This window comes from Solibaculum mannosilyticum, assembly GCF_015140235.1.
GTDB classification, from domain to species: Bacteria; Bacillota; Clostridia; order Oscillospirales; family Acutalibacteraceae; genus Solibaculum; species Solibaculum mannosilyticum.
Genome location: NZ_AP023321.1, coordinates 1,501,168 through 1,527,153, shown reverse-complemented (window position 1 = coordinate 1,527,153; position 25,986 = coordinate 1,501,168). Strand labels below are relative to the sequence as shown.

Annotated in this window: 22 protein-coding genes and 1 other RNA gene; 16 read left to right on the top strand and 7 right to left on the bottom strand. The window is 50.0% G+C overall.

The window, feature by feature from the left end:
• Nucleotides 1-18: 18 nt before the first annotated feature.
• Nucleotides 19-1,308 (top strand): replication-associated recombination protein A, encoded by a 1,290-nt coding sequence (locus C12CBH8_RS07210; RefSeq protein WP_246441348.1) that lies wholly within the window; start codon nt 19-21, stop codon nt 1,306-1,308.
• Between the two features lie 5 nt (nt 1,309-1,313).
• On the top strand, nt 1,314-1,718 hold the full coding sequence (locus C12CBH8_RS07205) for a PH domain-containing protein (protein WP_099322217.1): 405 nt from the start codon (nt 1,314-1,316) through the stop codon (nt 1,716-1,718).
• A gap of 75 nt (nt 1,719-1,793) precedes the next feature.
• Here C12CBH8_RS07205 and C12CBH8_RS07200 read toward each other — a convergent pair whose 3' ends face one another.
• From C12CBH8_RS07200 to C12CBH8_RS07180, 5 genes are read right to left on the bottom strand one after another with little or no spacing between them, the layout of a single operon-like run.
• Complete coding sequence (locus tag C12CBH8_RS07200; protein ID WP_215532882.1) at nt 1,794-3,023, bottom strand: homocysteine S-methyltransferase family protein; 1,230 nt, start codon at nt 3,021-3,023, stop codon at nt 1,794-1,796.
• A gap of 36 nt (nt 3,024-3,059) precedes the next feature.
• Nucleotides 3,060-4,757, bottom strand: coding sequence for an arginine--tRNA ligase (gene argS / locus C12CBH8_RS07195; protein ID WP_215532881.1), 1,698 nt, complete (start codon nt 4,755-4,757; stop codon nt 3,060-3,062).
• Nucleotides 4,742-5,188 (bottom strand): YwiB family protein, encoded by a 447-nt coding sequence (locus C12CBH8_RS07190; RefSeq protein ID WP_246441344.1) that lies wholly within the window; start codon nt 5,186-5,188, stop codon nt 4,742-4,744. Before C12CBH8_RS07190 ends, argS begins: the two co-directional genes overlap by 16 nt.
• Before the next feature lie 4 nt (nt 5,189-5,192).
• A complete protein-coding gene (murI, locus tag C12CBH8_RS07185; protein WP_215532880.1) occupies nt 5,193-6,044 on the bottom strand; it encodes a glutamate racemase in 852 nt (283 codons plus the stop codon).
• On the bottom strand, nt 6,044-7,111 hold the full coding sequence (locus C12CBH8_RS07180; protein WP_215532879.1) for a D-alanine--D-alanine ligase family protein: 1,068 nt from the start codon (nt 7,109-7,111) through the stop codon (nt 6,044-6,046). The genes murI and C12CBH8_RS07180 overlap by 1 nt, the downstream gene beginning before the upstream one ends.
• A gap of 254 nt (nt 7,112-7,365) precedes the next feature.
• On the opposite strand from C12CBH8_RS07180, the gene C12CBH8_RS07175 reads away from it, so the two are divergent.
• Entirely contained in the window at nt 7,366-8,130 is a 765-nt protein-coding gene (locus C12CBH8_RS07175) for a DUF7674 family protein (protein ID WP_215532878.1), read from the top strand.
• Between the two features lie 156 nt (nt 8,131-8,286).
• Here C12CBH8_RS07175 and C12CBH8_RS07170 read toward each other — a convergent pair whose 3' ends face one another.
• Entirely contained in the window at nt 8,287-9,642 is a 1,356-nt protein-coding gene (locus C12CBH8_RS07170; protein WP_147625105.1) for a hypothetical protein, read from the bottom strand.
• A 478-nt stretch (nt 9,643-10,120) separates the two neighbouring features.
• Here C12CBH8_RS07170 and C12CBH8_RS07165 point away from each other — a divergent pair, with 478 nt between their 5' ends.
• On the top strand, nt 10,121-11,524 hold the full coding sequence (locus C12CBH8_RS07165; protein WP_099322210.1) for an NCS2 family permease: 1,404 nt from the start codon (nt 10,121-10,123) through the stop codon (nt 11,522-11,524).
• A gap of 288 nt (nt 11,525-11,812) precedes the next feature.
• On the opposite strand, the gene C12CBH8_RS07160 is transcribed toward C12CBH8_RS07165, so the two are convergent.
• Nucleotides 11,813-12,358, bottom strand: coding sequence for a hypothetical protein (locus C12CBH8_RS07160; protein ID WP_099322209.1), 546 nt, complete (start codon nt 12,356-12,358; stop codon nt 11,813-11,815).
• Nucleotides 12,359-12,640: 282 nt separating this feature from the next.
• Here C12CBH8_RS07160 and C12CBH8_RS07155 point away from each other — a divergent pair, with 282 nt between their 5' ends.
• The 12 genes from C12CBH8_RS07155 (at nt 12,641) to dnaX (ending at nt 25,978) form a co-directional block, all read left to right on the top strand.
• Complete coding sequence (locus C12CBH8_RS07155) at nt 12,641-15,769, top strand: GH92 family glycosyl hydrolase (protein ID WP_215532877.1); 3,129 nt, start codon at nt 12,641-12,643, stop codon at nt 15,767-15,769.
• A gap of 221 nt (nt 15,770-15,990) precedes the next feature.
• Nucleotides 15,991-16,779, top strand: coding sequence for a class I SAM-dependent methyltransferase (locus C12CBH8_RS07150; RefSeq protein WP_215532876.1), 789 nt, complete (start codon nt 15,991-15,993; stop codon nt 16,777-16,779).
• Between the two features lie 143 nt (nt 16,780-16,922).
• Nucleotides 16,923-17,672, top strand: a complete 750-nt coding sequence (locus C12CBH8_RS07145) for a metallophosphoesterase (protein ID WP_215532875.1) — start codon at nt 16,923-16,925, stop codon at nt 17,670-17,672.
• Complete coding sequence (locus C12CBH8_RS07140) at nt 17,669-18,466, top strand: YdcF family protein (RefSeq protein ID WP_215532874.1); 798 nt, start codon at nt 17,669-17,671, stop codon at nt 18,464-18,466. Before C12CBH8_RS07145 ends, C12CBH8_RS07140 begins: the two co-directional genes overlap by 4 nt.
• Before the next feature lie 117 nt (nt 18,467-18,583).
• A complete protein-coding gene (locus C12CBH8_RS07135; protein WP_246441343.1) occupies nt 18,584-19,864 on the top strand; it encodes a dihydroorotase in 1,281 nt (426 codons plus the stop codon).
• Between the two features lie 25 nt (nt 19,865-19,889).
• Nucleotides 19,890-20,822, top strand: coding sequence for an orotidine-5'-phosphate decarboxylase (gene pyrF / locus C12CBH8_RS07130; RefSeq protein ID WP_215532873.1), 933 nt, complete (start codon nt 19,890-19,892; stop codon nt 20,820-20,822).
• A 146-nt stretch (nt 20,823-20,968) separates the two neighbouring features.
• Complete coding sequence (locus C12CBH8_RS07125; RefSeq protein ID WP_090267242.1) at nt 20,969-21,748, top strand: dihydroorotate dehydrogenase electron transfer subunit; 780 nt, start codon at nt 20,969-20,971, stop codon at nt 21,746-21,748.
• A complete protein-coding gene (locus C12CBH8_RS07120) occupies nt 21,741-22,652 on the top strand; it encodes a dihydroorotate dehydrogenase (RefSeq protein ID WP_090267042.1) in 912 nt (303 codons plus the stop codon). Before C12CBH8_RS07125 ends, C12CBH8_RS07120 begins: the two co-directional genes overlap by 8 nt.
• A gap of 17 nt (nt 22,653-22,669) precedes the next feature.
• A complete protein-coding gene (locus tag C12CBH8_RS07115; protein ID WP_215532872.1) occupies nt 22,670-23,341 on the top strand; it encodes a histidine phosphatase family protein in 672 nt (223 codons plus the stop codon).
• Nucleotides 23,342-23,542: 201 nt separating this feature from the next.
• A complete protein-coding gene (gene ruvX / locus C12CBH8_RS07110) occupies nt 23,543-23,965 on the top strand; it encodes a Holliday junction resolvase RuvX (protein WP_090267047.1) in 423 nt (140 codons plus the stop codon).
• Between the two features lie 172 nt (nt 23,966-24,137).
• Nucleotides 24,138-24,236, top strand: an RNA gene (gene ffs, locus C12CBH8_RS07105) — signal recognition particle sRNA small type.
• Nucleotides 24,237-24,346: 110 nt separating this feature from the next.
• Nucleotides 24,347-25,978 carry a DNA polymerase III subunit gamma/tau gene (dnaX, locus tag C12CBH8_RS07100; protein ID WP_215532871.1) on the top strand — a complete coding sequence of 544 codons (1,632 nt, stop codon included), beginning with the start codon at nt 24,347-24,349 and terminating at the stop codon, nt 25,976-25,978.
• The last annotated feature ends 8 nt before the right edge of the window (nt 25,979-25,986 follow it).

Here is a 25,986-nt window from a genome sequence, read left to right as displayed (position 1 = left end):
CAAAGGAGGCGATGAAGGTTGTCTGCACCATTGGCAGATCGGATGAGGCCGCGGACATTGGATGATGTGGTGGGTCAAACCCATATGTTGGCGCCGGGTAAGGCGCTTCGGAACATTATCCAGTCCGGCAACATTCCCAACATGATCTTTTATGGCCCCCCCGGCGTAGGCAAAACCACTGTTGCCTCCATCATCGCCCAGCAGACACATCGACGTCTTCATAAGCTCAACGGTACCACCGCCTCTACAGCCGATATCAAAGCGGTGGTAGGGGAGCTGGATACCTTGGCGGCTCCTGGAGGCGTGTTGCTTTATCTGGATGAGATCCAGTATTTTAATAAACGTCAGCAGCAGACACTGCTGGAACACATTGAAAATGGGAGCATTACCCTGATCGCATCTACGACGGAAAACCCGTATTTTTATGTATATGGTGCGATTTTGAGCCGATGTACGGTGTTTGAATTTCATCCAGTGGAGCCGGAAGAGGTGGAGAAGGCAGTAACAAGGGCTTTCTACTTCCTGGAGGAGGAACGAAAGGAAACCATCCGATTGGACGGGGATATCGCCCATCAGATCGCTGTAGCCTGCGGTGGGGACGTTCGCAAATCCATCAATGCGGTGGAACTATGTGCCATGGCCGCTCCTGTAGAAGACGGGGTTCGGACAGTGACCTCAGAGCAAGTAGAGCAGCTGGCCCAGCGTAGCTCCATGCGCTACGACCGCGACGGCGATCAGCATTATGACATTTTATCGGCCTTTCAAAAATCCATGAGAGGGTCGGATCCAGATGCAGCCCTTCACTATTTGGCGCGCCTTCTGGAGGCAGGAGATCTTCAATCAGCTTGCCGCAGGCTGATGGTATGTGCCTGTGAGGATATGGGGTTAGCGTATCCCATAGGGATCGCCGTGGTGAAGGCCTGTGTGGATGCCGCTTTTCAGGTGGGATTGCCCGAAGCCGTTATTCCTTTGAGCGATGCGGTTGTGCTGGTGGCCACTGCACCGAAGTCCAATTCGGCCTATATGGGGTACCTTGCGGCGGCAGAGGATATCCGAGCCGGCAAAACGGGGGATGTGCCGGCCTACCTGAAGGACTGCCATTATCAAGGGGCCAAGAAGATGGGGCGAGGTCTTACCTATCAGTACCCCCACAATTTTGCCCGTCATTGGGTGGACCAGCAGTATCTGCCAGACCGATTGAAAGATGTGTCCTATTATCAATTTGGAGATAATAAGAATGAGCAGGCGGCCAAAGCTTACTGGGACGCCATCAAGGGCTCCACACAAGGCCGCACAAATAAGGAGTGACCATTATGCCCGTATCCAGCACAGGTTCCAAAATCTATGTGGAACGCAAACGTCTGCTTTTTTTCGGTTTGCCTTGGACTTTCACGAAATACACGTTAAATCCCAAAAAGCTTCTGATCAATACAGGGCTTCTTACGTCGGTAGAAAATGAGATTTTACTTTACCGCGTAATGGATATCACGGTTAAACGGACGTTGATGCAGAAAATTTTTCGTCTGGGAAGTATCAAGGTAGTCTCGTCGGATAAGACCAGCCCGAATTTGGAGATTAAGAATATCCGCAATGTAACCCAGTTCCGGGAGGCCCTTTCCGAATACATCGAAGAATCACGGAGGCAATACCGCATGCGTGCCGGCGAGATCATCGACGATTACGATGGTCCCGGGGACGGCATGGAGTTCGATCAATAATCAGCCTTTAGTAGACAGAATAAAAAGATCCCCCTTCTGGCTTTTACCGGAAGGGGGATCTTTTTCTATAGCTTTTTAATAGACAATAGCACCGTATCGTTCAGCAATACGGCGGAGCAAGCGCTCGTCCATTTCGCTGTCGGAATCCACTAAAGCACGGCCATGATAAAGCATCAGAGCTTCGTCCAAGGCGTCCGGGTCGTCGGATAGGATGGAGATAGGCAAACGGGACATCTGAGCATCCATGGCCAACTGACGGGCTTCTTCCGAATTGTGCACCTGCACTTTGACGACGTTGACCTGCTCGTCCTCGATGTCAATGAGGGCATCGGCAAGACCATAGTCGCAGGGAATAGGATCGCTGAGCAGGATGTCATCCCCTAAGAAGAAGGCTTCGTCTTCTCGGGTAGCCACAAAATCGTCCGCTCCAACCCGGGTTTTGACAGGCGGAAGATCACGTAGGAATCGAGACAGTTCAGCAATGTGTTCCGGCGTGGTGCCGCAGCATCCGCCTACCACCCGAGCGCCTGCCCGCAAGATGGGGGAAAACTGAGCGGCAAATTCTTCAGGTGCGAGACGATCCTCTTCATCGGCCTCTGAGAGACCTGCATCGGCTTTTGCGATGAGAGGGACGGTGGCAAACATACGGGCTTCTTCCAATAGATCCACCATATCCTCTGGGATGGAACAACTTAAGCCAACCGCGTCAGCCCCCATTGCTTGAAGGGTGATAAGAGAGGGAAGAAAGAGACTGCCGGATAAGGTACGTCCAGTCTGGTCGGCCGTAAGACAACAAAGCACCGGCAAATGGGACTGTTTGGCGGCCAACATGGCGGCGCGTGCTTCCGGTAAGCCGGTCATGCTATCCAGGAACAAGAAATCCACACCGCATTCCCGCAGGATGGAGATCTGTTCCCGGTAGATGGTAAGCCATTTCTGAAACACTACATCGCCGTCCCACTGATCGTCCTCATCAGAAATAAGGATTCCGGTGGGGGAAAGCGTACCGCCTACAAGGGCATTAGTCCCAACGGTATCGCGGGTGAGGCTTACTAATTTCTGATTGAATTGTACCATATGTTCTCCCAACCCGTAAAGCTCTAATCTTGCACGGTTGGCGCCGAAGGTGGGGGCTAAGACGGCCTGGGAGCCTGCGGCCACAAAGGCATGCTGCAACTGGGACAAAACCTCTGGATGCTCTAAAATCCACTGTTCTGTGCAAACGCCATGAGGCATGTCGGCGGCTAAACAATGGGTTTCTGTGGCACCGTCCAGTAAAAGGGGAAGATGATAGGGGAAAGACATGGTTCTATTCAGCCTTTCATAAGATTGACCCCGGGATTACATTACCTGCGGGGCGGAGATTTTGAGCATTCTTAGGATATTGGCCACTACCTGGCGTACAGCCAAACACAAGGACAACCGCGCCTGCATCAATGGTTCATTTTCACCCTTGACACGGCAGGAATTGTAAAACTTGTGGAACAAAGTGGCAAGATCAGTGACGTAACGAGTGATACGAGCGGGATCGTAAGCTTTAGCCGCATCCACAATAGTGCCGGTGAGAGAAGCGAGGTGACGGATCAGCTCCAGCTCCTCCGGCGTGTTTAACATCATCAGCTCCTCTTGGGAGCAAGTCCGGGGTGTAATTCCTTCAGCAGCCAAGTTTTTGAGGATGGAGCAGATGCGGGCGTGAGCGTATTGAACATAATAAACCGGGTTCTGAGAGGATTGCTCTACAGCCAATGTCAAATCAAAATCCATTTGGGTGTTGGCTTCCCGCATGTTGAAGAAGAAACGGGCGGCATCCACCGGGATTTCGTCCAGAAGAGTAGAGAGGGTGATGGATTTGCCGGTGCGCTTGGAGACACGGACTGGTTCACCGTCCTGCATCAGATGCACCAGCTGCATGAGTACGATATCCAGCTTAGAGCCGTCCAAGCCGATGGCGTCCAACGCGCCTTTCAGACGGGCTACGTGGCCGTGATGATCGGCTCCCCACACGTTGATGCACCGGTCAAATCCACGTACAGCGAATTTATTGTAATGATAAGCGATATCGGCGGCAAAATAGGTGGGATTGCCGTTCTGACGGATTAGAACCTCATCCTTTTCCCCGCCATGCTCGGTAGCTTTGTACCACAAAGCCCCTTCTTTTTCATAGGTCAGGCCTTTTTCCTTCATCAGATTGATGGTGGCGGTCAATTCACCGTCCTCATGGAGCAGGCTTTCGTGGAACCAATTGTCATATTCAATGCGATAGCGTCCTAAGTCTGCTTTAAGGCCCTCCACGTTTTTAGGCAGGGCAAAGGCCACCAGTGCAGCACGGCGCTGATCAGAGGGAAGGTCTACATATTGCTCGCCCTCCTGATCGGCGAATTGCTGGGCACGCTCCTTGATATCGGCGCCATGATAGCCGTCTTCCGGGAAGGGAATCTGATCTTCCCCTTTGTAAATCTGAAGATATCGGGCTTCCAGGGACATGCCGAATTTTTCGATCTGGTTGCCGGCGTCATTGACGTAGAATTCGCGGTAGGCGTTATATCCGGCCATATCCAGCACCGATGCTAAGACATCACCCAAAGCGCCGCCGCGGGCGTTTCCGATGTGCATAGGGCCTGTGGGGTTGGCAGACACAAACTCCACCATCACCTTCTCACCCTTGCCATAATCGGATCGGCCGTAATTCTCGCCTTTGTCCGACACATCCAACAGTACGTCGGCGTAATACTGAGGGTTCACAAAGAAATTGATAAATCCGGGACCGGCGATCTCCACTCGGTCCAGATATCCGTCCAAAGCGATGTTTTGGGTCAGGATCTCGGCAATTTTGCGGGGTGCCATACGAAAGGTACGGGCAAACACCATGGCGGCGTTGGTGGCGAAATCGCCGTGGGATGTGTCGCCCGGGATCTCCACGATAAAGGCCGGAAGCTCGGCTTGAGACGGGGTAAGCTGACCGGCCTCCCCAGCCTTTTCCACCGCCGACAGGATGGATGCACGGATCGAATCGGTTGCTTTTTTTACGACATAGGACATGACTGTTTTCCTACCTCTCTAACTGTAATATCGACTTCATTGCAGCTGGCCAAATCGGAATTGATGTCCAGCGTATATTTAAAACTCAGTTTTCCGCCGTCCTCTTGGAGGGAGGATTGAATATTTTCCGCAAAGATACCAATGGTCATAACGCCTACCCCAGTATCGTAAGCGCACAGATGCCGTTGGCCTCGTTCCAGCACCATCCGGGATTTCTGAGCGCCGCTGCGCAGCAGAGTGACCCGCTGATTCCCCTCCACCTTGACGGTAGTGACAGTGCCCTCCATACCGGTAGCCTCGGTTTCGCGGTAGGTAATGTAGTACTTTTCTCCCATGCGGGTAAAGGAACCCACGGTAGTCAACTCGATGGAATCCTTCCCCTCTGAGGTATGGTACATCCCCTTGATATCAATTAAAACGTCTTTTTTCAACTTCTTATTCTCCTTTGGCCGAGGAACAGGACGGAAGAATAGGGTGGTTGATGATGTCCACCCGGGAGACCTGTTCCCGGATATCCCGGCCCAAAAACATACTGGCTGTCCGATTGAAACCGCCTACAGCATCACTGACAAAGAAACGGCACCGTCCTCTGTTCTTGTCGGCTGGCGCGCATTGTCCCGATTCCTTGAGCAGAGTTGCAGCTCTGCGGGCAGCTTCAGCGCCGGTATTGATGAGGGTGACATCGGGCCCCATTACTTGGGCGATGACCTGGCGTAAAATAGGGAAGTGGGTGCATCCTAAAATAAGAGTGTCCACCTCTTGATCCTTAAGGCCGCCAAGGTATCGCTCAGCCGCCAGCCGGGCGATGGGGTCATCCGCAGTACACCATCCGTTTTCCACCAGATGGACAAACATAGGACAGTCCTGCTGAAACACAGATACTCCGGATGCAAGGCGGTGGATGGTGGAATCAAAGGCACCGCTTTGAATAGTAGCAGTGGTGCCGATAACGCCAACACGACCGTTTTGAGTGGCCTCGACAGCTTTTCGAGCAGCCGGTTCCACCACGCCGATGAAGGGAATGTCGATGTCGTTGCCCACATGAGGGGCCACTGAACTGACCGTACCGCAGGCGGCAATCATCAATTTGACGTCCATTTCCAACAGAAAGCTCATATCCTGCCGGGCGTACCGCTCGATGGTTTCAAAGCTGCGGGTTCCATAGGGGACCCGGCCGGTATCGCCAAAATAGACGATGTCCTCTCCCGGAAGAAGGGCCTCCAGCTCCTTTACGACGGTTAAGCCTCCAAGGCCGGAGTCAAATACGCCGATAGGTCTTGCATCCATCAGCGACCCGTCCTTTCCATGGCCAGACCCAGCAATCGATCCAGCAGCTTGGGATAGGGCAGGCCGGAGGCGTCGAACAGCTTGGGATACATGCTGATAGAGGTAAAGCCTGGGATGGTATTGGGTTCGTTGAGAAGAACTGCGCCGTCCGACCGGCGGACAAAGAAGTCCACCCGGGCAAGGCCGGAACAATCCAAAGCGCGGAAGGCTTTTACAGCCGTCTGCCGGATCAATTCAGAGGTCTCTTCAGGAAGACGGGCGGGGATAAACAACTGGCTGTCGGCCTCGTATTTTGCCTCGTAGTCGTAAAATTCATTGCAGGGAGAGATTTCTCCCACCACTGAGGCGATGGGGCATTGATTACCGAGTACGGCACATTCCACTTCAATTCCATCGATGCCTTCTTCAAAGAGGAGCTTCTGATCCCACTTGGCGGCCTCCTGGATACAGGCCTTCAGAGAAGCCCGATCCTTTGCCTTGCCCACACCTACCGACGATCCGGCATTGGCAGGCTTGACAAATACAGGATACCCCAATTTTTCCACCCGGTCGAGAATCTCCCTTGGCGAAGATCGATAGTCCGAAACATGGCACCAGTCCCATTTAGCCTGCGGGATACCGGCGCTGTCCAGCACCATATTGGTGTATACCTTATCCATGCACACAGCCGATGCCGCCACGGAGCATCCGACGCAGGGGATACCCGCCAGCTGCATCAGGCCCTGGATGCTGCCGTCCTCGCCGTTTTTGCCGTGCAGGACGGGGAATACCACATCCAGTGGGATCAGACGATTGCCACCGGTTGAAGCCACCATCAGGCCCGGAGCGGTGGAATCCGGCGAGATCCAAGCGAGACGGTTGTCGGGATGCTCACACCAGACGCCGTTTTGGATCTCATCCACCGGACCGGTATAATAAATCCACTGGCCTTCTTTTGTAATTCCCACCATGTGTATTTGATAGCGGTCGGTGGGGATGTTGCTGAGCACCGACGCAGCTGACATCAAAGACACTTCATACTCGGAAGAATTGCCGCCAAACAGTACGGCGACCGATCGTTTGGACATTATTACCACCATACCTTCCAATGGATCGTGAAGAACGGCCAAAAGCGTTCTATGTGAATAAGCTATCAAAAGGGAAAAAACAAGATGTTCTTCCATCATTTTACGAAGGGATATCAATCACTTATTCTAACACTTTCCAGGGGGCAAAGTCAATAAGATGCGTGATGTCAGGCGGTTTCGCCAAATTGTGGTGACAAAATGAAAAGTGTGTGTTAGAATACCTAGTAAACCGGAAAAAAGGATGTGTCATCACGTTGGAAAACAATCAGGCATTTGAATTGATAAAAGAACGGATCAGCCCGATCCTGGCCAAGGTGGAGATGCCTTGTGTCAGCGATGAAGAAACCGATGATCAAAAGGGTCGTAAGGCTGTGTTTGCTTCCTCGGAGCAGGCCATCGTGCTCCAGTGGGATGCCCAGCAGAAAAAGTATCGCCTGTCGAGAGCGGCGGTGGAAAACGGAAAAGTGAGTGATTCTCCAAAACAGCTTGCTCTGTGGCTTTTTGATCCGGATACCAATGATCTGACCGATGCAAAATCCATTGCAAATGATTTTGAGGATACGGTAAATGACCTGTTTACCTCAAAGAGGGCCATCTCTCAGCGGGAGGAGGCCAAAAGCAGAAATCGCAATACTTTGGAGGGGATGATTCACCGTTTCATGGAAACCTATCCCCAGTTTCAGGATCAGTATGACGCGCACCAGGAAAAATACGGCGAGATTCTTCCGGATACCTTTATTCAGGAAATCATCTTCCCATACCTGTTGGATCTCCTGACCCAAAAGAAGAATGCCTTTATCAAGCGGGTGTTTGAGATTATCAATGAGAGCTATACCATGGGCAATGTGGATTTGAAGTCGGCCATTACGTATACTTTATTCGGGATGCTGATGGATTATCCGGAGCAGGAGGAGCTGGCCCTTAAGTATATGGACGAAAATTTAAAACGTGCTTGGATGGCCATGCGCCGTTTGCTGGAAAAGGATCGTGCGAAAGGCAAAAAGGCATCCATTGTTTAAATGTGGGTTTATACTAGGGAAGATATTATATATCCTAAAGAAAATAGAGCTGCCCCGGTGAGGACGATAAATTACGTCTACCGGGGCAGCTTTTATTTTTCCCTATCGTTATCGTTCGTCGATTCCTAATGAAAGGTTATGCTTTAAGAATTTTGGCTATTTTGTAATGGTAAATGGGACATCCATAACCTCGACCCAGTTGGCGCCGTTCACCTCTGCCATAATGGTAAAGGTACGTTGACCGGCAGAACCAACACTGAGATTGCAGGTGAAAATACGTTTTCCATTTTCCACCCAGGTTTTCATATCATATGTGGTGATCCAATTGCCGCGTTCGTTCTTGATGCCGACCCTACCGATATTTTCCGGTGTGACAAAAGTGGCGTCGAAAGTCTGATTCACCTTTGCAGAAGTGACTTCTTTACCGTCAATGGAGAATGTCACTTGGTAGTCATCGGGATTCTCCGGAGCGGCAACGACATCAATGTTCATTACTTTACCACCGATGGTTCTCATACCACTAATCGTTTCAGTCTCGTCATATATACCACCATATACATTGAGTGCACGGTTCGAACCGGCAGATCCCAAACTGATCTGGAATTTATAGACGTGTTGGCCATTGATTACCTCGTGAGTCAGATTGTGTTGAGCAATAGTAAGCATTCTTTCATTGTTCACAAAAACGTAACCCAGTTCGATTGGGGAGGTAACGGTTACATCGAATAATTCATCGGTATAGACAGAGGAAATAGGCTGTCCGTCTTTTGAGAACTGGACATCTAAATCGTAATCCTGAGCGATAGCGATGTAGACTTCGTGACGATAGTAGTCAATTGAATCCCCATTGGCATTTTTGCCCGAGATGGTAAATCTGCGGTTACCTGGCGTAGGCACAGCCGACCGGTACATAAAGGTATAGGTATCTCCGTTATCGGTACGGCTATAGGCGATAGATCCATTATATTCGCCTTCTTCACTGAGAAGAGCGATATCGGTGATTTCCTTACTTGTAACCACTCTCACATCAAAAGGTTCGTTGGTGACAAAGCTATCAGCGACCTGACCGTCTTTTAAGAATTCCACGCTTTTAATTTTCCCGGAAGGTTCTTCTGGAAGTACAGTAAGAGCCTTGCGATAATTTTCGAGGGATTTTCCATTTGCATAAGCGTGTATGTAGAGTTTACGAGTGCCGGGAGTGCCGAGGGAAATGGGGAATTCAAAGGTGCGGATTCCATTTTCCTCCACATAATCGCCCTTTTCACAGTGTGCGATGTATCGATCTCCCTCGTTGAAGATGTAGATCTGATCCGCATCGGTTGTGGTTTTGACTGTGACATCAAATGTAGCATTGACAAATACAGAAGGCTGCTTAACATCATCATGGTTAAGAACCACGCTTTTAATGATGGTGTTTTCTTCTGCATTTTCGCTGGCAATGTTAGAAGAGCCCAGAGGACTTTCGTCAGCTGTTTGAGCGGAAACTGATACAACCATCGTAGTCAAGACCATAACGGCTGCCAGTGCTAAGGATAAGATTCTTTTTTTGAGTTTCATGGTGTCATCTCCTTAATGCAGTTTAATGGGGTGTCGAACGACAGGGAAAACAAAGATAGGGAAAGGCTGTTTTACTTTTTCTATCATCATCCCCTTTTTATAAGTCTTTTTAGGTATATTGAGAGAAAAATCCATGTGAAGAGAAGGGCGGTTACATTAAACTAGAGTTTTGTATTAAGAAATGATTGAGGGAATATATCATTTTTTTGCATAAGAAATAATAAAAATATATAGAAAAAAGAGTGGAAGAGGAGAATTCTATAGGTAAAAAATCTCAATCAGTAAAAGTGTAAAAGAATTGTAAATTTTATGTAAAAAACATAACAATTTTGGTTATTTAGCGAATTGTAATTTTGGGGAAGAATCGATATACTAAAAGTGCTGAGTGCCCGGCATTGGTTGTCGGGCTATTTATTTTTAAGGAGGAATCTCTATGGTAAGTACTACCAAGGCCCCACCGCGTACCCCCATTCATCCAAAGGGCGACTTCTTCAATTTTAAGGGGACAGGCTCTAACCCGAAAACTGAAATTGTCGCCGGTCTAACGACTTTCTTCACCATGGCGTACATTATCTTTGTCAACCCGCCTATGCTGGCCTCTACCGGCATGGATCAAAACGCCGTTTTGGTGGCTACCTGTTTGGCTGCAGCCATTGGTACACTTTTGATGGCACTGCTTTCCAACTATCCTTTTGCATTGGCCTCCGGCATGGGCCTTAACGCCTTTTTTGCCTACACCATCTGTGGACAGATGGGTTATTCTTGGCAATCAGCCCTTGCCGCCGTATTTATCTCTGGTATTATCTTTATCATTATTACCCTCACCGGACTGCGTACTGCTATTGTGAATGCCATCCCTCTGCCTTTGAAAAAGGCTATCAGCGGCGGCATCGGCCTTTTTATTGCCTTTATCGGCCTGCAGAATGCCGGCATCGTCGGCAATGACGACAGCACTTTAGTCACCATGGGCAATCTTGGAAGTCCCACCACGATCTTGGCCGTCATTGGCTTGGTCATCACCATTGCTTTTGTAGTCTGGAAGGTCAAGGGCGGTTTGCTTTTGAGCATCCTTGCAACCTCTGTCGTAGGTGCTATCATGCAGTACGGTTTTGGAATGCAGGTAGGTATGCCCAACGTCAGTGAAATCAGCTTTAATTTGAATCTCTCGTTGGCCCCGACTTTTGGCCAGTTCATCAATGGATTTTCGACGTTGTTTGACGCCAGCAATGGTGTGGGAGTCCTGATCTTCTCCATTGTGTCGGTGCTTTTGTCCTTGACTATGGTGGATATGTTCGATACGATTGGTACTCTGGTAGGCGCAGCCAGCAAAGGCAACTTCCTGGATAAGGACGGCAATCTTCCCAATGCAAACAAAGCCCTGCTGGCCGATGCCATCGCCACTTCAGCCGGCGCTATCTTAGGTACTTCGACCGTCACTACTTATGTAGAATCCAGCTCGGGTATCTCGGAAGGCGGGCGTACAGGCCTTACCGGTATTACGACAGCTGCCTGTTTTGTATTGGCTATTTTCGCTATGCCGCTGCTGGGTTTTGTTCCCACCGGCGCTACTGCTCCGATCCTCATCATCGTAGGCGTCATGATGGCCAGCTCCATCAAGGATATCGAATGGGGCGATATTGAAATTGCAATCCCGGCTTTCTTCACGTTGCTAATGATGCCCATGGCATACAGCATTGCCGATGGTATCGCCTACGGCTGTATTTCTTACACTGTTATCAAAATCGTACGTGGCCAGGCTAAAAAGGTCCATCCGGTTATGTACATTATTTCCATTCTGTTCTTACTGCGTTATGTTATCCGACTGATTCAGATTTAAACAGCAAAAATTTAAGACCTGTTGACACCTCCCTCAACCTCTACTGGTGAGGGAGGTGCCTTTTTTGTTATGAAAATTACCATTTAAAGTCCAATTTAAATTTGCGATTTAGTATAAAACATATAAACCATAGGCATTTTATAACAGAGATGGAATAAAGTCAATTCCAAATACGAATATTAGTAGTAAAAAAACAGATAAGAAATTTGTAAAAAAGAAGCGAATTTGTAATTGGATACAGAAGCGATTTTTGATTTTTGGATAGAATATCTATTTTATCTATCGAAATTAAAAAGAAAAACCATGTTCAGGATCCTGGCCTGAGAAAAGCAAGACAGCACAAGAAGCCATAATAGAATAGGCGCTCTGTGCGTGGCTGAGCCGGATGGGGATGTCACCTGGTTCTATAGGGCGTCCATCCAGAGCGGTGAGATGCCGTTGAACGCTTACCACAGCTTCATGATCCCGCAGGCTGGAGACGCTAAATGTATCTTTAGAGGAAAGGCCACAGCAGATAGCGGTATGAGAAGAAGACATAAGAGTACATAAAGCAGCAGTGTTCGTGGATTCCACCAGACATGGGACACTATCAGGAATACAAAAGTTGGCGGTGGAGGGGGCTTTGGAACCAAATACTACAATGCCCTCCAGCAGTTCCAAACGGAGGGGATGTCCGCTCTGGGACAGCACAAACTGAGGAGTGTGCTCAGATGGACAGCATCCCACACGTTCCCAAGTGTGATACTGTACACCGCCGTTTTTGGCTAGGGCAGAGATCAGATCTCCGGACAATCCACCGTGACCATCTTGGTCGTAAACTACCACATTGGTCATACTACACCGCCTTTGACCTAGAGTTATTCTCAGTATCTGTAGATTAAGGGAATTTATGTATTCCAACCAAAAGAGAAATTTGTATTTTTGTTGCAGCCCTTGTTTGTAGATAGTTACTAAAAAAGCGGGAATAATATTATGAATTAAATTAGATATAAAACATTGTTAAAAGGATGGCGAATGAGAAAAGAAGGTGCTATAATAAACCGGAGAGGGAGCCAACTCGGATCAATAGCCCAAAATTGATCAACAAAATAAAGGTATTTTAAGGAGGAAAATGAAATGAAAAGGCTCAGAAGGCTTTTGGCAATTGCCATGGTCTTAGCTCTCTCTCTTGGTATATTGCCAATTGCAGAAGCCGTAGAATCTACGTCGGATCAGACGTATTCACACATCGACTATGTCAATCCTTACATTGGAACAGCCTACGATGCAGCTATCCATAGCTGGGGTCAAAGCGACTATGGAGGGACCGTTCCATCGGTAGCGCCTCCCTTTGGCATGACCAAATGGACGCCTCAAACCCGTCGGAATAGCATTGGTACTGCCGCTTATCGGTACGATGACCAGTATATCACCGGGTTCCAGGCCACTCATCAGCCGGCCATCTGGATGGGCGATTTTGGCTACTTAACCATCATGCCGGGCGTGGACTCGGTTAAGACCAGTACCAATGACCGTCGTTTATCCTTTACCCATGAGGATGAAACCGTAAGTCCTTATTACTACTCGGTCGATATGGATGCCGGTTCCGACCGTACCATTACCGGGGAAATGACCGCTACCTCTCGGACAGGTGTTTTGCGCTTTACCTATCCGGAAAATGATATGGCAAACATCTATGTGGAGATGACTCGCAGCGGTGTGGAGGGCAGCGTTGTGATCGATCCCGAAAAGGGCGAGATCTATGGCTATAATCCCGACCGTATGGACTCCCATTTGGGAGGCGTTTCTCTGCCCAACTTCAAAGGGTACTATGTCATCCAGTTCTCCAAACCCTTTCAGACTTCAGGCGTCACCCAAGACGGCGCTTTGAAAGAGGGCGTCAATGAGATCACGGGTAACAACGTCGGTGCATACGTCACCTTTGATACCGCAGAGAATGAGATGGTAGAAGTGCGGGTGGCATCGTCTTTCATCAGCTTTGACCAGGCCCGCGACAACCTGAAGAGGGAACAATACAATGGTAATACACAGTTGACTTTTGATGAAGTCAAGCAGTCGGTCAAAGATACTTGGGAAGAGAAGCTGGACGTTATTGATATAGAAGGCGCCTCCGACGAGGACATGCATATCTTCTATACCGGTATGTATCACAGCCTCCAGTACCCGGTGGAATTCTCTGAATATGGACGGTACTACAGTGCCTACGACGATTCCATTCACGTGGGCGATTCTTATACATCCTTCTCCCTGTGGGATACCTTCCGCGCCCAAAACAGCATGTTGACTTTGGTAGCGCCGGAACGCGTTCCCGGCATGATCAATTCCTTGATCAACGCTTATCACGAAGGCGGCTATATGCCCAAATGGCCCAATCCGTCCTACACAAACATTATGATCGGCACTCCGGCTGATTCCGTAGTGGCGGAGGCGGTCAACAAGGGGTTAATCGACGGCGTGGATCTGGAAGAAGCATATGAGGCCGTTCTTAAGGACGGCATGGTTCCCCCTGAAAACGATACAACCACTTGGTGGGGGGACCGTCAAACCGGCGTGCCCTATGAAGCCCGCGCAGGTCTGACCTATTATATGGAGCTGGGTTATGTCCCGGCCGATAAGACCGCCGAAGCCGGGTCCAATACCCTGGAAGGCGCTTATGAGGACTGGTGTATCGCCCAAGTGGCCAAGGCTCTCGGCAAACAGGACGACTATGAGTATTTCATCCAACGCAGCCAGAACTATAAAAATATGTTTAACCCGGAAACAAATCTGTTGGAAGCCCGCAATTACAACGGTGAATTCGCCGGAGGAGGTTCCGGATGGACTGAGGGCAAACAGATGAATTACGCCTACTGTGTGCTGCAGGACGTCACTGGACTGATGAATCTGATGGGTGACAACTTCAACAGCATCCTGGACAACTACTTTGCCACCGGACAGAATTTCCACAGCAACGAACCGTCCCATCACTATGCGTATCTCTACGACTACAGCGGCAAACCGTCAGAGACGCAGCGTCTTGTCCGCCAGATTGCCGACGAACATTACGCAAACGATCCGGCCGCCGGTATGACCGGTAACTCCGACTGCGGTCAGATGTCCTCTTGGTACCTGTTTACTGCTATGGGATTCTATCCCGTAAATCCGGCCTCGGGTGAATACATGATCGGCAGTCCCTTCTTTGATAAAGTCACCATTCACACCGGCGATAAGGATTTTGAGATCATCGCCCACAATAATTCTGAAGAGAACATGTATATCCAGTCCGCTACTCTCAATGGGGAAGCGTTGGATATTCCCGTTCTGACCCACGAGCAGATTGTAAACGGCGGTAAAATTGAATTTGAAATGGGTTCCGCTCCTTCCGACTGGGGCAGCGACTATCGGGATGAAGCTCTGCCCACCTATGAAGACACCAAGACCCCTGATCTGCCGGATAGCTGGACCGAAGAACAACCGGAAGAACCCGAGGAAAGTGATAATCTGGCATTGACAGCCGAATGTACCAGCGACGCTAAATGGACATCAGCTGACATCGGCGGCAGTCCCGACAAAATCAACGACGGCAATATCCAAACCGGATTTTTGTCGGGTGGGATGCCGTTGCCGGCCTATTTTACCTTGACATGGGAAGAACCTCAATCCTTTGATTCCATGTGGCTGTATGCCAACTACAACAAAGCTCAGGCACCCTACAGCTGGGACATTGAAGTTTCAGAAAACGGTGTGGACAATTGGCAGACAGTCGGTACGGTGGAAGACGCCAAATGGGAGACCAGTCAGGAATCCCGCGAAGGCAAGGAATTCACATTTGACCGTGTGGAAAACGTCAAGGGATTCCGCATCAAAGTCAACAAGGCATACGGAGATTGGGGACATTATACCATCCATGAAATCGAGATTTACGACTCCGCCAATCGAAAACCAACCATCTCCACCGGATTCTATAAAAATAATGTGTCGGATATCAACCATACCATTGCGTTATCTTCCGGAGAGATGATCGCAAATGCTACTTTGGAAAGTGGATCTGAGCTGCAGGGTGATGTAGTGTTGGCGGCTGTTCTGTACAAAGACGGCCGTATGGTGGATACGTCGTTGGAAAAATTTGCTCTTTCCGGCAATCAGATGAATCTATCGATTTCGTTTGAGGTACCTGAAGGCGATTTGACCCATTATGAAGCCCGGCTCATGCTGCTGGATGCGAAAAACAGCGCTCCTATGACCAAATGTTCCTCCATTCGTTAGACGATTTAGAGGACGTTTCTACGCGATAAAACATCGACAATACAAGCTGGGATTTTTTTACCTTCTTTCTTTTCCCCCGTCGCTCTTTTATAAGGAGCGGCGGGGGCTGTTTTTTGTCAAAACGTCATTGGCAAGAGGGGAAAGGTATGGTACACTCAATCTTATATACAATATATAAATGAATACAGAAAAACGGGAAAGGGACAAGGAGGGCAGTGAAGATGAGACGCGAAGACATCGATGGCGGTAAAAGGTTTGATTGGAACCGTGCTGCCGCAGATTATGCTAAGTATCGGGATATCTATCCTCCGGCCTTTTACGAGAAAATTGTGGCATTAGGACTTTGCGTCAGGGGACAGAAGGTGTTGGATGTAGGGACAGGAACAGGCATCCTGCCGCGGAATCTGGCTCAATACGGAGCGGATTTTGTGGGAATAGATCTTTCTGCTGGACAAATCGAACAGGCAAAACGTCTTTCTAAGGAAGCGGGACTCAATATTCCTTTCCGATGCGTCCCAGCCGAGGAGATGCCTTTTCCAGACGCGTCTTTTAACGTAGTAACGGCTTGCCAGTGCTTTATGTACTTTGATCACAAGACACTGGCTCTAAACATCTATAGAGTGCTTAAGCCTTCTGGTAGACTGGCGGTATTCTATATGGCATGGCTGCCATTGGAGGACAATGTCGCAGGACAAAGTGAAGCGCTTATTTTGAAGCATAACCCCGCCTGGACGGGATGTCAGGAAATGCGTCATCCGATTGCGATCCCGGAATACTATCTGCCATTCTTTGAAGTGGAGGAAACAAGGGTATTTGATGTGAAAGTTCCCTTTACGCGGGAGAGCTGGAACGGTAGAATCAAAGCCTGCCGTGGAGTGGAGGCATCCTTGTCAGAGGAAGAGGTAAAACAGTTCGATCAAGAGCATCGGGCGCTGCTTCAAGACATTGCCCCGCCCAGTTTTCAGGTGCTTCACTATACGGCTATCGCTGTCCTCAGGGTGAAGAAGTAACGGATACGGTTTTTATCAGTAGTAACGTGGAATCAGGAGGATCTATGTGGTTTTGGATTGTGATACTGGTATTTATAATAATAGGACTTTTTGTGTGGTGGATCAGCAATCGCTGGCTATGTGTATCCCAAAGGGAGCTTTTTTTGGATTGGTTGCCGCCGGAATGGGATGGTATCCGTATCCTGCATTTGAGTGATCTTCACTCCACCCGTTATGGAAAACACAATCAGAGATTGGCTGCCCGCATTCAGAGGCTAAATCCCGATCTTATTCTGGCGCCGGGAGACTTGTGTGACCGGTTTGTAAAAAACGGAGACGCCTTCCTGGATCTCTTAGAAGAGCTTGACGGACAATTTCCCATTTATGCATCGATCGGGAATCATGAACTCCGGGTGGAACAAAACGCCCCAGAGGATTATTGTGTTTTCCGAGAGACGCTGAAGAAAAAAGGCGTGGTCATGCTGGATAATACTTCTGTGCTTTTGGAACGGAAAGGGAAGTCTTTGCGACTTTATGGAATCAATCAACCTTTGTCCATCTACTATCAGCATGGGACGCTTCACAATGTGGCAGACTATCTGGGGGAAAGAGACACCTCTTATCCTGCCGTGTTGCTGGCCCACGACCCCAGATGGTTTGAGCGGTATGTAGACTGGGGAGCTTCCCTGGTTCTGGCCGGACACATCCACGGCGGAATGATGCGTCTGCCTTTTATCGGCGGGATCTATTCTCCGGATAAGACGTTATTTCCAAAATACGATGCAGGCGTTTTCACAAAGGACGGATGTACTATGGTGGTCAGCCGAGGAGCGGGGGACTCGCGGCCTTTCCGCATCGGCTCCCTGCCGGAACTTATACTCATGACACTGCATACAAAACGAGGTGACCTATGAAAATAGAAAGACACAACGGATTCCAACCGGATAGAACTACAGCGGGGGATGTTATCCGTATTATACTCATCGGTATTGTAGGCTTTTTATTGATATGGACGATACTGCCTGTTTTTGCAGGGATCTTCCACACGGGTATGGCCGGTGGAATGGTTCTATTCGGCGGAATATTGGCGATACTCCTTTGCTGGAAGAAGATGAAACGATGGATCAAACGATCGGTTACAGGTAAAATTGTGACGGCTGTCGTAGGCGTTTTATTGGCGGCAGTGCTGGTAAGTTCCAGTATCCTGTCAGTCCAGATGGTGACGGCTGCCAACAACACCCCGCAAGAGGGGGAAGAAGGCACGGTAGTAGTACTGGGGGCTAAAGTAGAGAGCCTGTCGCTTAAGAGACGAATGGACGCTGCACTCCAGTACCTGAAAGAACATCCTGAAGCCATGTGCGTGGCCAGCGGCGGACAAGGGGAAAATGAATCGATTTCAGAAGCCGAGGCCATCCGGGATTATCTTGTGCAGAACGGGATTGAAGAACAGCGTATATTTGTGGAGGATCAATCCGCCAATACAGAGGAAAATTTGAGAAATACCAAACAGGTTGTGGATCAAAACGGACTTTCAAACCATCTGATTGTGGTGACCGACGATTACCATCAGCTGCGGGCGAAATGGAATGCTCAAAAGCAGGGTATGACGGTATCGGCCTATTCCTCCCGTCCACAGATCTTCATTTGGCTCTCCTACTGGGAACGGGAATTAATGGCATTGGCTTATACCGTCTGTTTTGTAGGCTGATGATATGCATGGTATAGGTTAAAACTGGACAAGGTATGGAAAATAGGGTATAATCGAAAGTGGTAAAACTTGACTTTTTTCACTCTTTTTTGACGTATAAGGAAAGGAGGATTCGGTTTGAAACCACTTCTCATTCGAAACGCTTGCCTGAGCCTCATCGACGGTATGCCTGAGCGGGGTGATATCCTGATAGAAGGGGATCGTATCACCGCTATGGGTGATGCCATTGTCTGTGAGGAGGCCCAGGTTCTGGATGCATCCGGCCTGTGGGCCGCTCCGGGACTGGTGGATATGCATGTCCATCTGAGGGATCCGGGGCAGACCCATAAGGAGGATATCTTTACCGGCTGCCGTGCCGCTGCGATGGGCGGTGTGACGTCGGTGCTGGCGATGCCAAATACAAATCCCACGGTGGACTCGCCTCATGTGGTGCACTCCATTTTAAAAAAGGCTGAGGGGGCTGATGCACGTGTTTATGTGGCGGCCTCTATCACCAAAGGCCTTCAGGGAGAGACTCTCAACGATTTGGAAGAATTGAAAAAAGCCGGCGCCATTGCCGTCACAGACGACGGTCGTCCGGTGCAAAATGCCCGGATGCAGATGATGGCTATGGAGGAGGCAAAACGTCTCGGTATGCGAGCCATCAGTCACGCGGAGGATCTTCCGCTGGTGGCGGGCGGGATTATGCACGAAGGGGAGGTCTCCAGGGAGCTGGGGGTCAAGGGGATGCCCAGAGCTTCGGAAGATTTGTCCACCGCCCGGGAGATTATTTTGGCCGAGTCCTATGGCCTTCCCATTCACATTGCCCATGTCAGCACCGAAGGCTCGGTGTCGCTCATCCGGTATTTTAAATCCAGAGGGGTGGAGGTTACATGTGAAACCGGCCCTCATTACTTTACATTCACCCATGAAGCTTTGCGGAATCGAGATGCCAATTTCCGCATGAATCCGCCTCTTCGGGAGGAGAAGGATCGCAAAGCCATTATTGAAGCCCTCCGTGACGGCACGATTGATGCCATCGCCACCGACCATGCCCCTCATGCGCCGGAGGAAAAGGCGGATTTTGAAAAGGCCCCTAATGGGATCATCGGTCTATCCACCTCCTTGGCGGCAGCCATTACGGGATTGGTTGTCCCGGGATATCTGACATTAAAACAGGCCATTCAGAAAATGAGCATCATCCCGGCCAAAATTCTTGACATTGATGCCGGTGAACTAAGGATAAATGGACCGGCCGACATCTGTCTCTTCGATCCGGAGGAACAGTGGACGGTAGACGCTACAAAATTAGGATCGAAATCCCGTAATTCCCCCTTTGACGGCATGACCCTCACCGGCAGAGTGCATACGACTATCTGCCGCGGACGGCTTGTCTATCAATGTGATGAAACGAAATAAGGCAGTTTGAAAGGAGCAATTTGAGATGTCTTTGGACCGTCTGATCGAGGGTATTGCCCGCACAAACAATCCAACTGTTGCGGGTTTGGATCCCAAACTGGAGTACATTCCAGACTGCATTTTAAAACCCTATATCGACCAATACGGCAGGACCCTGGAAGCCGCTGCAGAGGCTATTTTTACCTACAATCAGGGCTTGATCGATGCTTTGTGCGATATTGTGCCGGCCGTTAAGCCCCAATGCGCTTACTATGAGATGTATGGATGGCAAGGCGTCCGTGCTCTGGAACGCACCATCCGTTATGCCCAGGAAAAGGGGATGTTTGTCATCACCGACGGCAAACGCAATGACATCGGCTCCACAATGGATGCCTATGCCGCGGCTCATCTGGGTGTCACTGATGTGGCTGGCAATGGCATTGAAGCCTTTGGCGGTGATGCATTGACTGTCAATGGTTATCTTGGATCGGACGGCATTGATCCTGTCATTAAGGTGTGCCGCCAGAGGGACAAGGGTATGTTTGTGCTGGTCAAGACCTCCAACCCGTCCTCGGAGGAGTTGCAGGATCAAGCTATCAACGAAGAACCTGTTTATCTGATGATGGGGAGACAGTGTGAAAAATGGGGCGAGCAGTTGCCCGGTAAGTATGGGTATACCGGTGTCGGTGCAGTCGTGGGAGCCACTTGGCCTCAGCAGTTGAGCGAGCTTCGTTATGAACTTCCCCATACCTTCTTCCTGGTGCCGGGTTATGGCGCTCAGGGCGGGTCGGCGGAAAGTGTAGCTGGCGCCTTTGATAAGAGAGGCCTTGGCGCTATCGTCAACTCCTCCCGTGCCATCTTATGTGCATGGAAAAAAGAAGGCTGCCCCGGCGAAGACTATGCACAGGCTGCCCGTCGGGAAGCCCTCCGCATGCGGGATGCAATCGCTGCTGTGATCCCGGTTATCACATTGGAATAAACAATTTGCCGTGATTCTGTTTGATCGGCTTGCGGGAGAGCCAGGAAGATTGTCTTTTGCAGAATGTGCAGAGGACAGTGGATTTCTTGGTTTCAATAAAAGCTCAGATCTACTTGAAAGCGCTGGCAAAGCGCATGGAGGTTTTTATGAAATACTTAGAGGAACAATGTCCTATTCTCTCTAAAATAGAAATTGCCCCCGGCATTTACGACGTCACACTCAAAGCGCCTGGGATTGCGGCACTGGCGTCGTCGGGCCAATTTGTAAACGTCTTGTGTGAGACTTTTACCCTTCGCCGTCCCATCTCCATTTGTGGCTTTGATAAGGAAAAGGGAACCTTGCGTCTTGTATTTGAGGTGCGCGGTGAGGGAACAAAGTGGATGTCCCAATCGACCGAGGGAGAAAAGTTCAGCGTAGTAGGACCTTTGGGCCGTGGCTTTGATGTAAAGGATCCAAGCCAAAAGGCCGTATTTGTCGGCGGAGGTATCGGCGTTCCCCCCTTGCTGGAGGCGGCGAAAGCGTACGGCGAGAATGCTACGGTTATCGTGGGATTCCGAACCGCATCGGCATCTATTCTGGTGGACGATTTTAAGAAAAATGGAAACCACGTTCAATTGGCCACCGATGACGGTTCGGCTGGACATCACGGTTTTGTCACGCAGCTGCTTCAGAAACATCTGGATGAAAATCCCTGTGATGTCATCTATGCCTGCGGCCCTACCCCCATGCTGAAGGCGGTGGCCGACGAGGCGGAGAAACGGGGTGTTTTCTGCAAAGTGTCTATGGAACAGCGCATGGCTTGCGGCGTCGGCGCTTGTATGGTGTGCGTATGCAAGACGTTGACTCCCAAGGGTGACGATCGGTACGCTCAGGTTTGCAAAAACGGTCCGGTATTTAATGCGAAAGAGGTGGTTTGGAATGGCTAAGATGGCAGTAGAAATTTGTGGCGTCTCGTTCAAAAACCCCATTATCACCGCGTCAGGCACCTATGGATTCGGGCGTGAATTCAACGAATTTTTTCCTTTGGAACGTCTGGGAGGCATTGCCTGCAAGGCTGTGACCCCTGAGGAAAAACTGGGCAATCCTCCACCTCGCGTGGCAGAGACACCTTCCGGTATGCTCAATGCAGTAGGCCTTCAGAATCCCGGTGTCAAGCGTTTTATTCGTGAGGCATTGCCGTGGCTGAAAAAACAAAATACCGTTATCATCGCCAACGTGGCCGGCAGCAGCTTGGAGGATTACTGCCAGGTAGCTACTGCATTGGAAGACACGGACGTAGACTTTTTGGAGCTCAATATTTCCTGTCCCAATGTCAAGAAGGGCGGGATGCAGTTTGGAACCAGCTATGAGGGCGTAGAGACTGTGACAAAAGCGGTGCGTTCCCATACGAGTAAACCGCTGATGGTAAAATTGTCCCCGAACGTCACGGACATTGTAGACATTGCCAAGGCGGCTGAAAGCGGCGGTGCAGATTGCTTGTCCCTTATCAATACCCTTTTGGGAATGCGCATTGACGTGCGTACTCGTCGCCCTATTTTGCACAACAATGTAGGCGGACTGTCCGGCCCAGCTGTATTCCCAGTGGCTCTGCGTATGGTATGGCAGGTGGCGAGTCATGTGGATCTGCCTGTTATCGGCATCGGCGGCATCGCCAAGTGGCAGGATGCCGTGGAAATGATGTTGGCTGGTGCTACAGCGGTACAGATCGGTACCGCCAACTTCACGTATCCGGACACCCCTCTTAAAGTGTTGGCGGGGATGGAAGAGTATTTAGAGAGTCAGCATGTAGAGGATATCAATGAGATCATCGGAACGGTAAAACCTTGGTGAGAGAAGGAAACAAATCCATGACAACCATTTATCTTGTGCGGCATTGTGAGGCTGAAGGCAATACCAAACGGTATTTTCAGGGGCATAGCGACGGTACTGTCAGTCCCAATGGGGAATTACAATGCCGACAATTGGCAGAGAGATTTCGCACCATCCATTTAGATGCGGTGTATTCCAGCCCGTTAAAACGGGCGTACTTTACTGCCCAGGCAGTGGATCATTATCACGGCTTGCCCATTCAAACTGATCCTGGACTCATGGAGATCAACGGCGGACACTGGGAAGGGCATCTTTGGGCTGAATTGCCCGATCTCTTCCCGGAAGAAGCCGATGCATGGGCACATCGCCCCTGGGAGTTCGCCCCTAAAGGCGGGGAGAGTATGCGGGAGGTGTACGACCGCATTTGGAATACGGTGGTGGCGATTGCTGAGAAAAATGACGGCAAACAGATTGCTATTGTGTCTCACGGATGCGCCATCCGAAATCTATTGACCCGCATCAAGTTTGGCGAGATTGAAAAGCTTGGAGAGATGGGCTGGTGTGATAACACAGCCGTGAGTCTTTTGCGATGGGAAAATGGACGGATGCAGCTGGTGATGGAAAACGATGCTGCTCATCTGGATGAGACAACTTCTACGTTACATAGGCAAACCTGGTGGAGGGAAGGACGAAAATCCCCCTTTGAATAGGGGGACAGTGTCCCCCAGCCACGACGCACGTAATTGTTGTGTAGAGGAAAGGCTTCGTGCCCGGTACCGTTTTCCCTTTGTTGCTTTTAAAAGCTAGGAGGGACAGCTTTCTACCACAACGTGTATATGCAAATATAGTTGTGGGAGAGAAAACAATGTTTTCCATCAATCATCAAGGAGAATTCGGAAAGGGATCATTCCATGAAGATTTTAGCCGTTGATCTGGGCGATACCAGAACGGGTCTTGCAGTCTCAGACGACAGTGAATTTTTAGCGTCACCGGTGTGTATTATCACCGAACGCAATAAAGATGTGCTGCTTGAGAAAATAACCGATCAAGCGAAACAATTGGGAGTATGTGCACTTGTTATGGGGTATCCCCGAAATATGGATGGTTCAGCTGGCCCCAGAGCTCAGTTGTGCGCTCAGTTTGCAGAGAGATTGAAGGAAAGTACTGGACTGCCTGTCACGCTCTGGGATGAGCGATGCACTACCGTAGTGGCCACTGGATATCTGAATACGACAAATGTCCGAGGCAAAAAACGCAAGGCAGTAATGGATGCAGCGGCAGCGTCTATTATTTTACAGGATTATTTGGACTACCGGCGCAATCAAAACAGATAAGGAATCCAGATGTGGTTTTTCTGGATCATAACGAGCCGTGAAATGGAAAAAGGAAGTTCTCTCTGGAGAATAAAACAAAAAATACTTGTAATAAACGGCGAAATAGTGTATAATACGATAGCTGGATGTAATGAGAGCTTTTTAGTTTGTACGTGTATATAGGCATGCGGTCAAGCGGGCCCTGTGCGACAGGGCTCCGTGAACCATGTCAGGCGGGGAACCGAGCAGCATTAAGCGGATGATTCTGTGCGCCGCAGCAAGCCTGTTTGCCCGCATGCCTGTGTGCATGTACTGCAAAGGATGAGGGGTCAGGTATCAGGGGCCAGACGGGTGTTTGACCTCTGATATCTGATCCTTTTCCTTAGTAGAGGGGAGAGAAATATGTACCAAGTCCTGTATCGAAAATGGCGTCCAAAGGCCTTTGCAGAGGTGACGGGTCAGCAGCACGTGACAAAGACACTGCTGCATGAGCTTCAGTCCGACCGCATTGCCCATGCCTATTTGTTCACAGGTTCTCGCGGTACTGGCAAAACCACCTGCGCCAAAATTTTGGCCAAGGCGGTTAATTGTCTTCACCCTGTAAACGGCGATCCCTGCAATCAATGCGAGATCTGCACTGGCATTGACGACGGTTCTATCTTGGACGTGGTGGAAATCGACGCCGCCAGCAACAACGGCGTAGACAACATCCGCGATCTGAGGGAAGAGGCGACATTTACGCCTACCGCCGCCAAATACCGCGTCTATATCATCGATGAAGTACATATGCTGTCCATCGGCGCCTTCAATGCGCTCTTAAAGACGCTGGAGGAACCACCGGCTCATGTCCTTTTTATCCTGGCTACCACCGAGGTTCATAAACTCCCGGCTACGATCCTGTCCCGCTGCCAGCGGTTTGACTTTAAGAGGATCGCTCCGGAGGATATGTCTAAGAGACTTCACTATGTGGCTCAGCAGGAGGGCATTGATCTGACGGAAGATGGAGCGATGCTCATCTCTCGCATTGCCGACGGTGCTTTACGAGACGCTTTATCCCTTCTCGACCAGTGTGCTGGTCAGGGTGGAAGAGTGGACGAAAAGGCCGTAACGGCTGCGGCTGGCTTGGCCGGTAGGGAGCACTTGTTTATTCTCTCCAAAGCCGTGCGCACAAATGATGTCCCATTGGCATTGGAAGTGGTGGATCAGCTGCACAGCGCATCCCGCGATATGGCGCGGGTGTGTGAAGAGCTTATTAACCACTACCGTCATCTTATGCTTATCCGCTCTATGGAGGATGCCAGCCGATATATCGTCTGTTCGTCCCAGGAGCTTGACCAGTTGAAAGAGGAAGCATCTCAATATACCATGCCCGCTATTTTGCATGCGTTAAGCGTGCTGGGACGGGTATTGGATCATATGCCGTCGGTGGCAAACCGGCGGGTCGAGATGGAGACAGCTTTGGTCCGCTTGTGCAATCCCCAATTGGACGGTTCCAATGAGGCCCTGGTGCGGCGGATGGAAAAGCTGGAGAGCGCGATGCGTTCAGGCAGGCTTACGCCGTCGACTCAGACGTCGGGTACCGCTGTATCCCACCAGCCGGAGGCACAAAAAGAACATCTGGAATCGGAAACGGTGGCAGAGAACAATATACATCAACCAGTGGAAGAAACTACTGCTGTACCGACTAAGAAAAAGCCGTCGCAGCAAGCGGTTCAGCCGGTTCCTTTGACCTGTTGGCCGGAGGTGTTGTCAGAGCTTTCTCAGACAGCCAAGCCCTTGCATGGCGTTCTAGATGGTTCAGCAGCCTATGAAGCCGGTAACCGTATTCTGATCGATGCTCCCAACCCATTGGCCAAAATCCTCATTAACGAAGCCGAGCATCGGGATGCCTTGCGTCAAGCCATCCAAAACCAGACAGGGCGTCGATATGGATTGGGCCCTTATCGGCGGGAGGAGAATTCCGATCAGCAGGATCCTATGGCCGCGCTGGAGAAAAAACTGGATGCCCTTGGAATCCCCATGGATAAGAAATAATAGGCCCT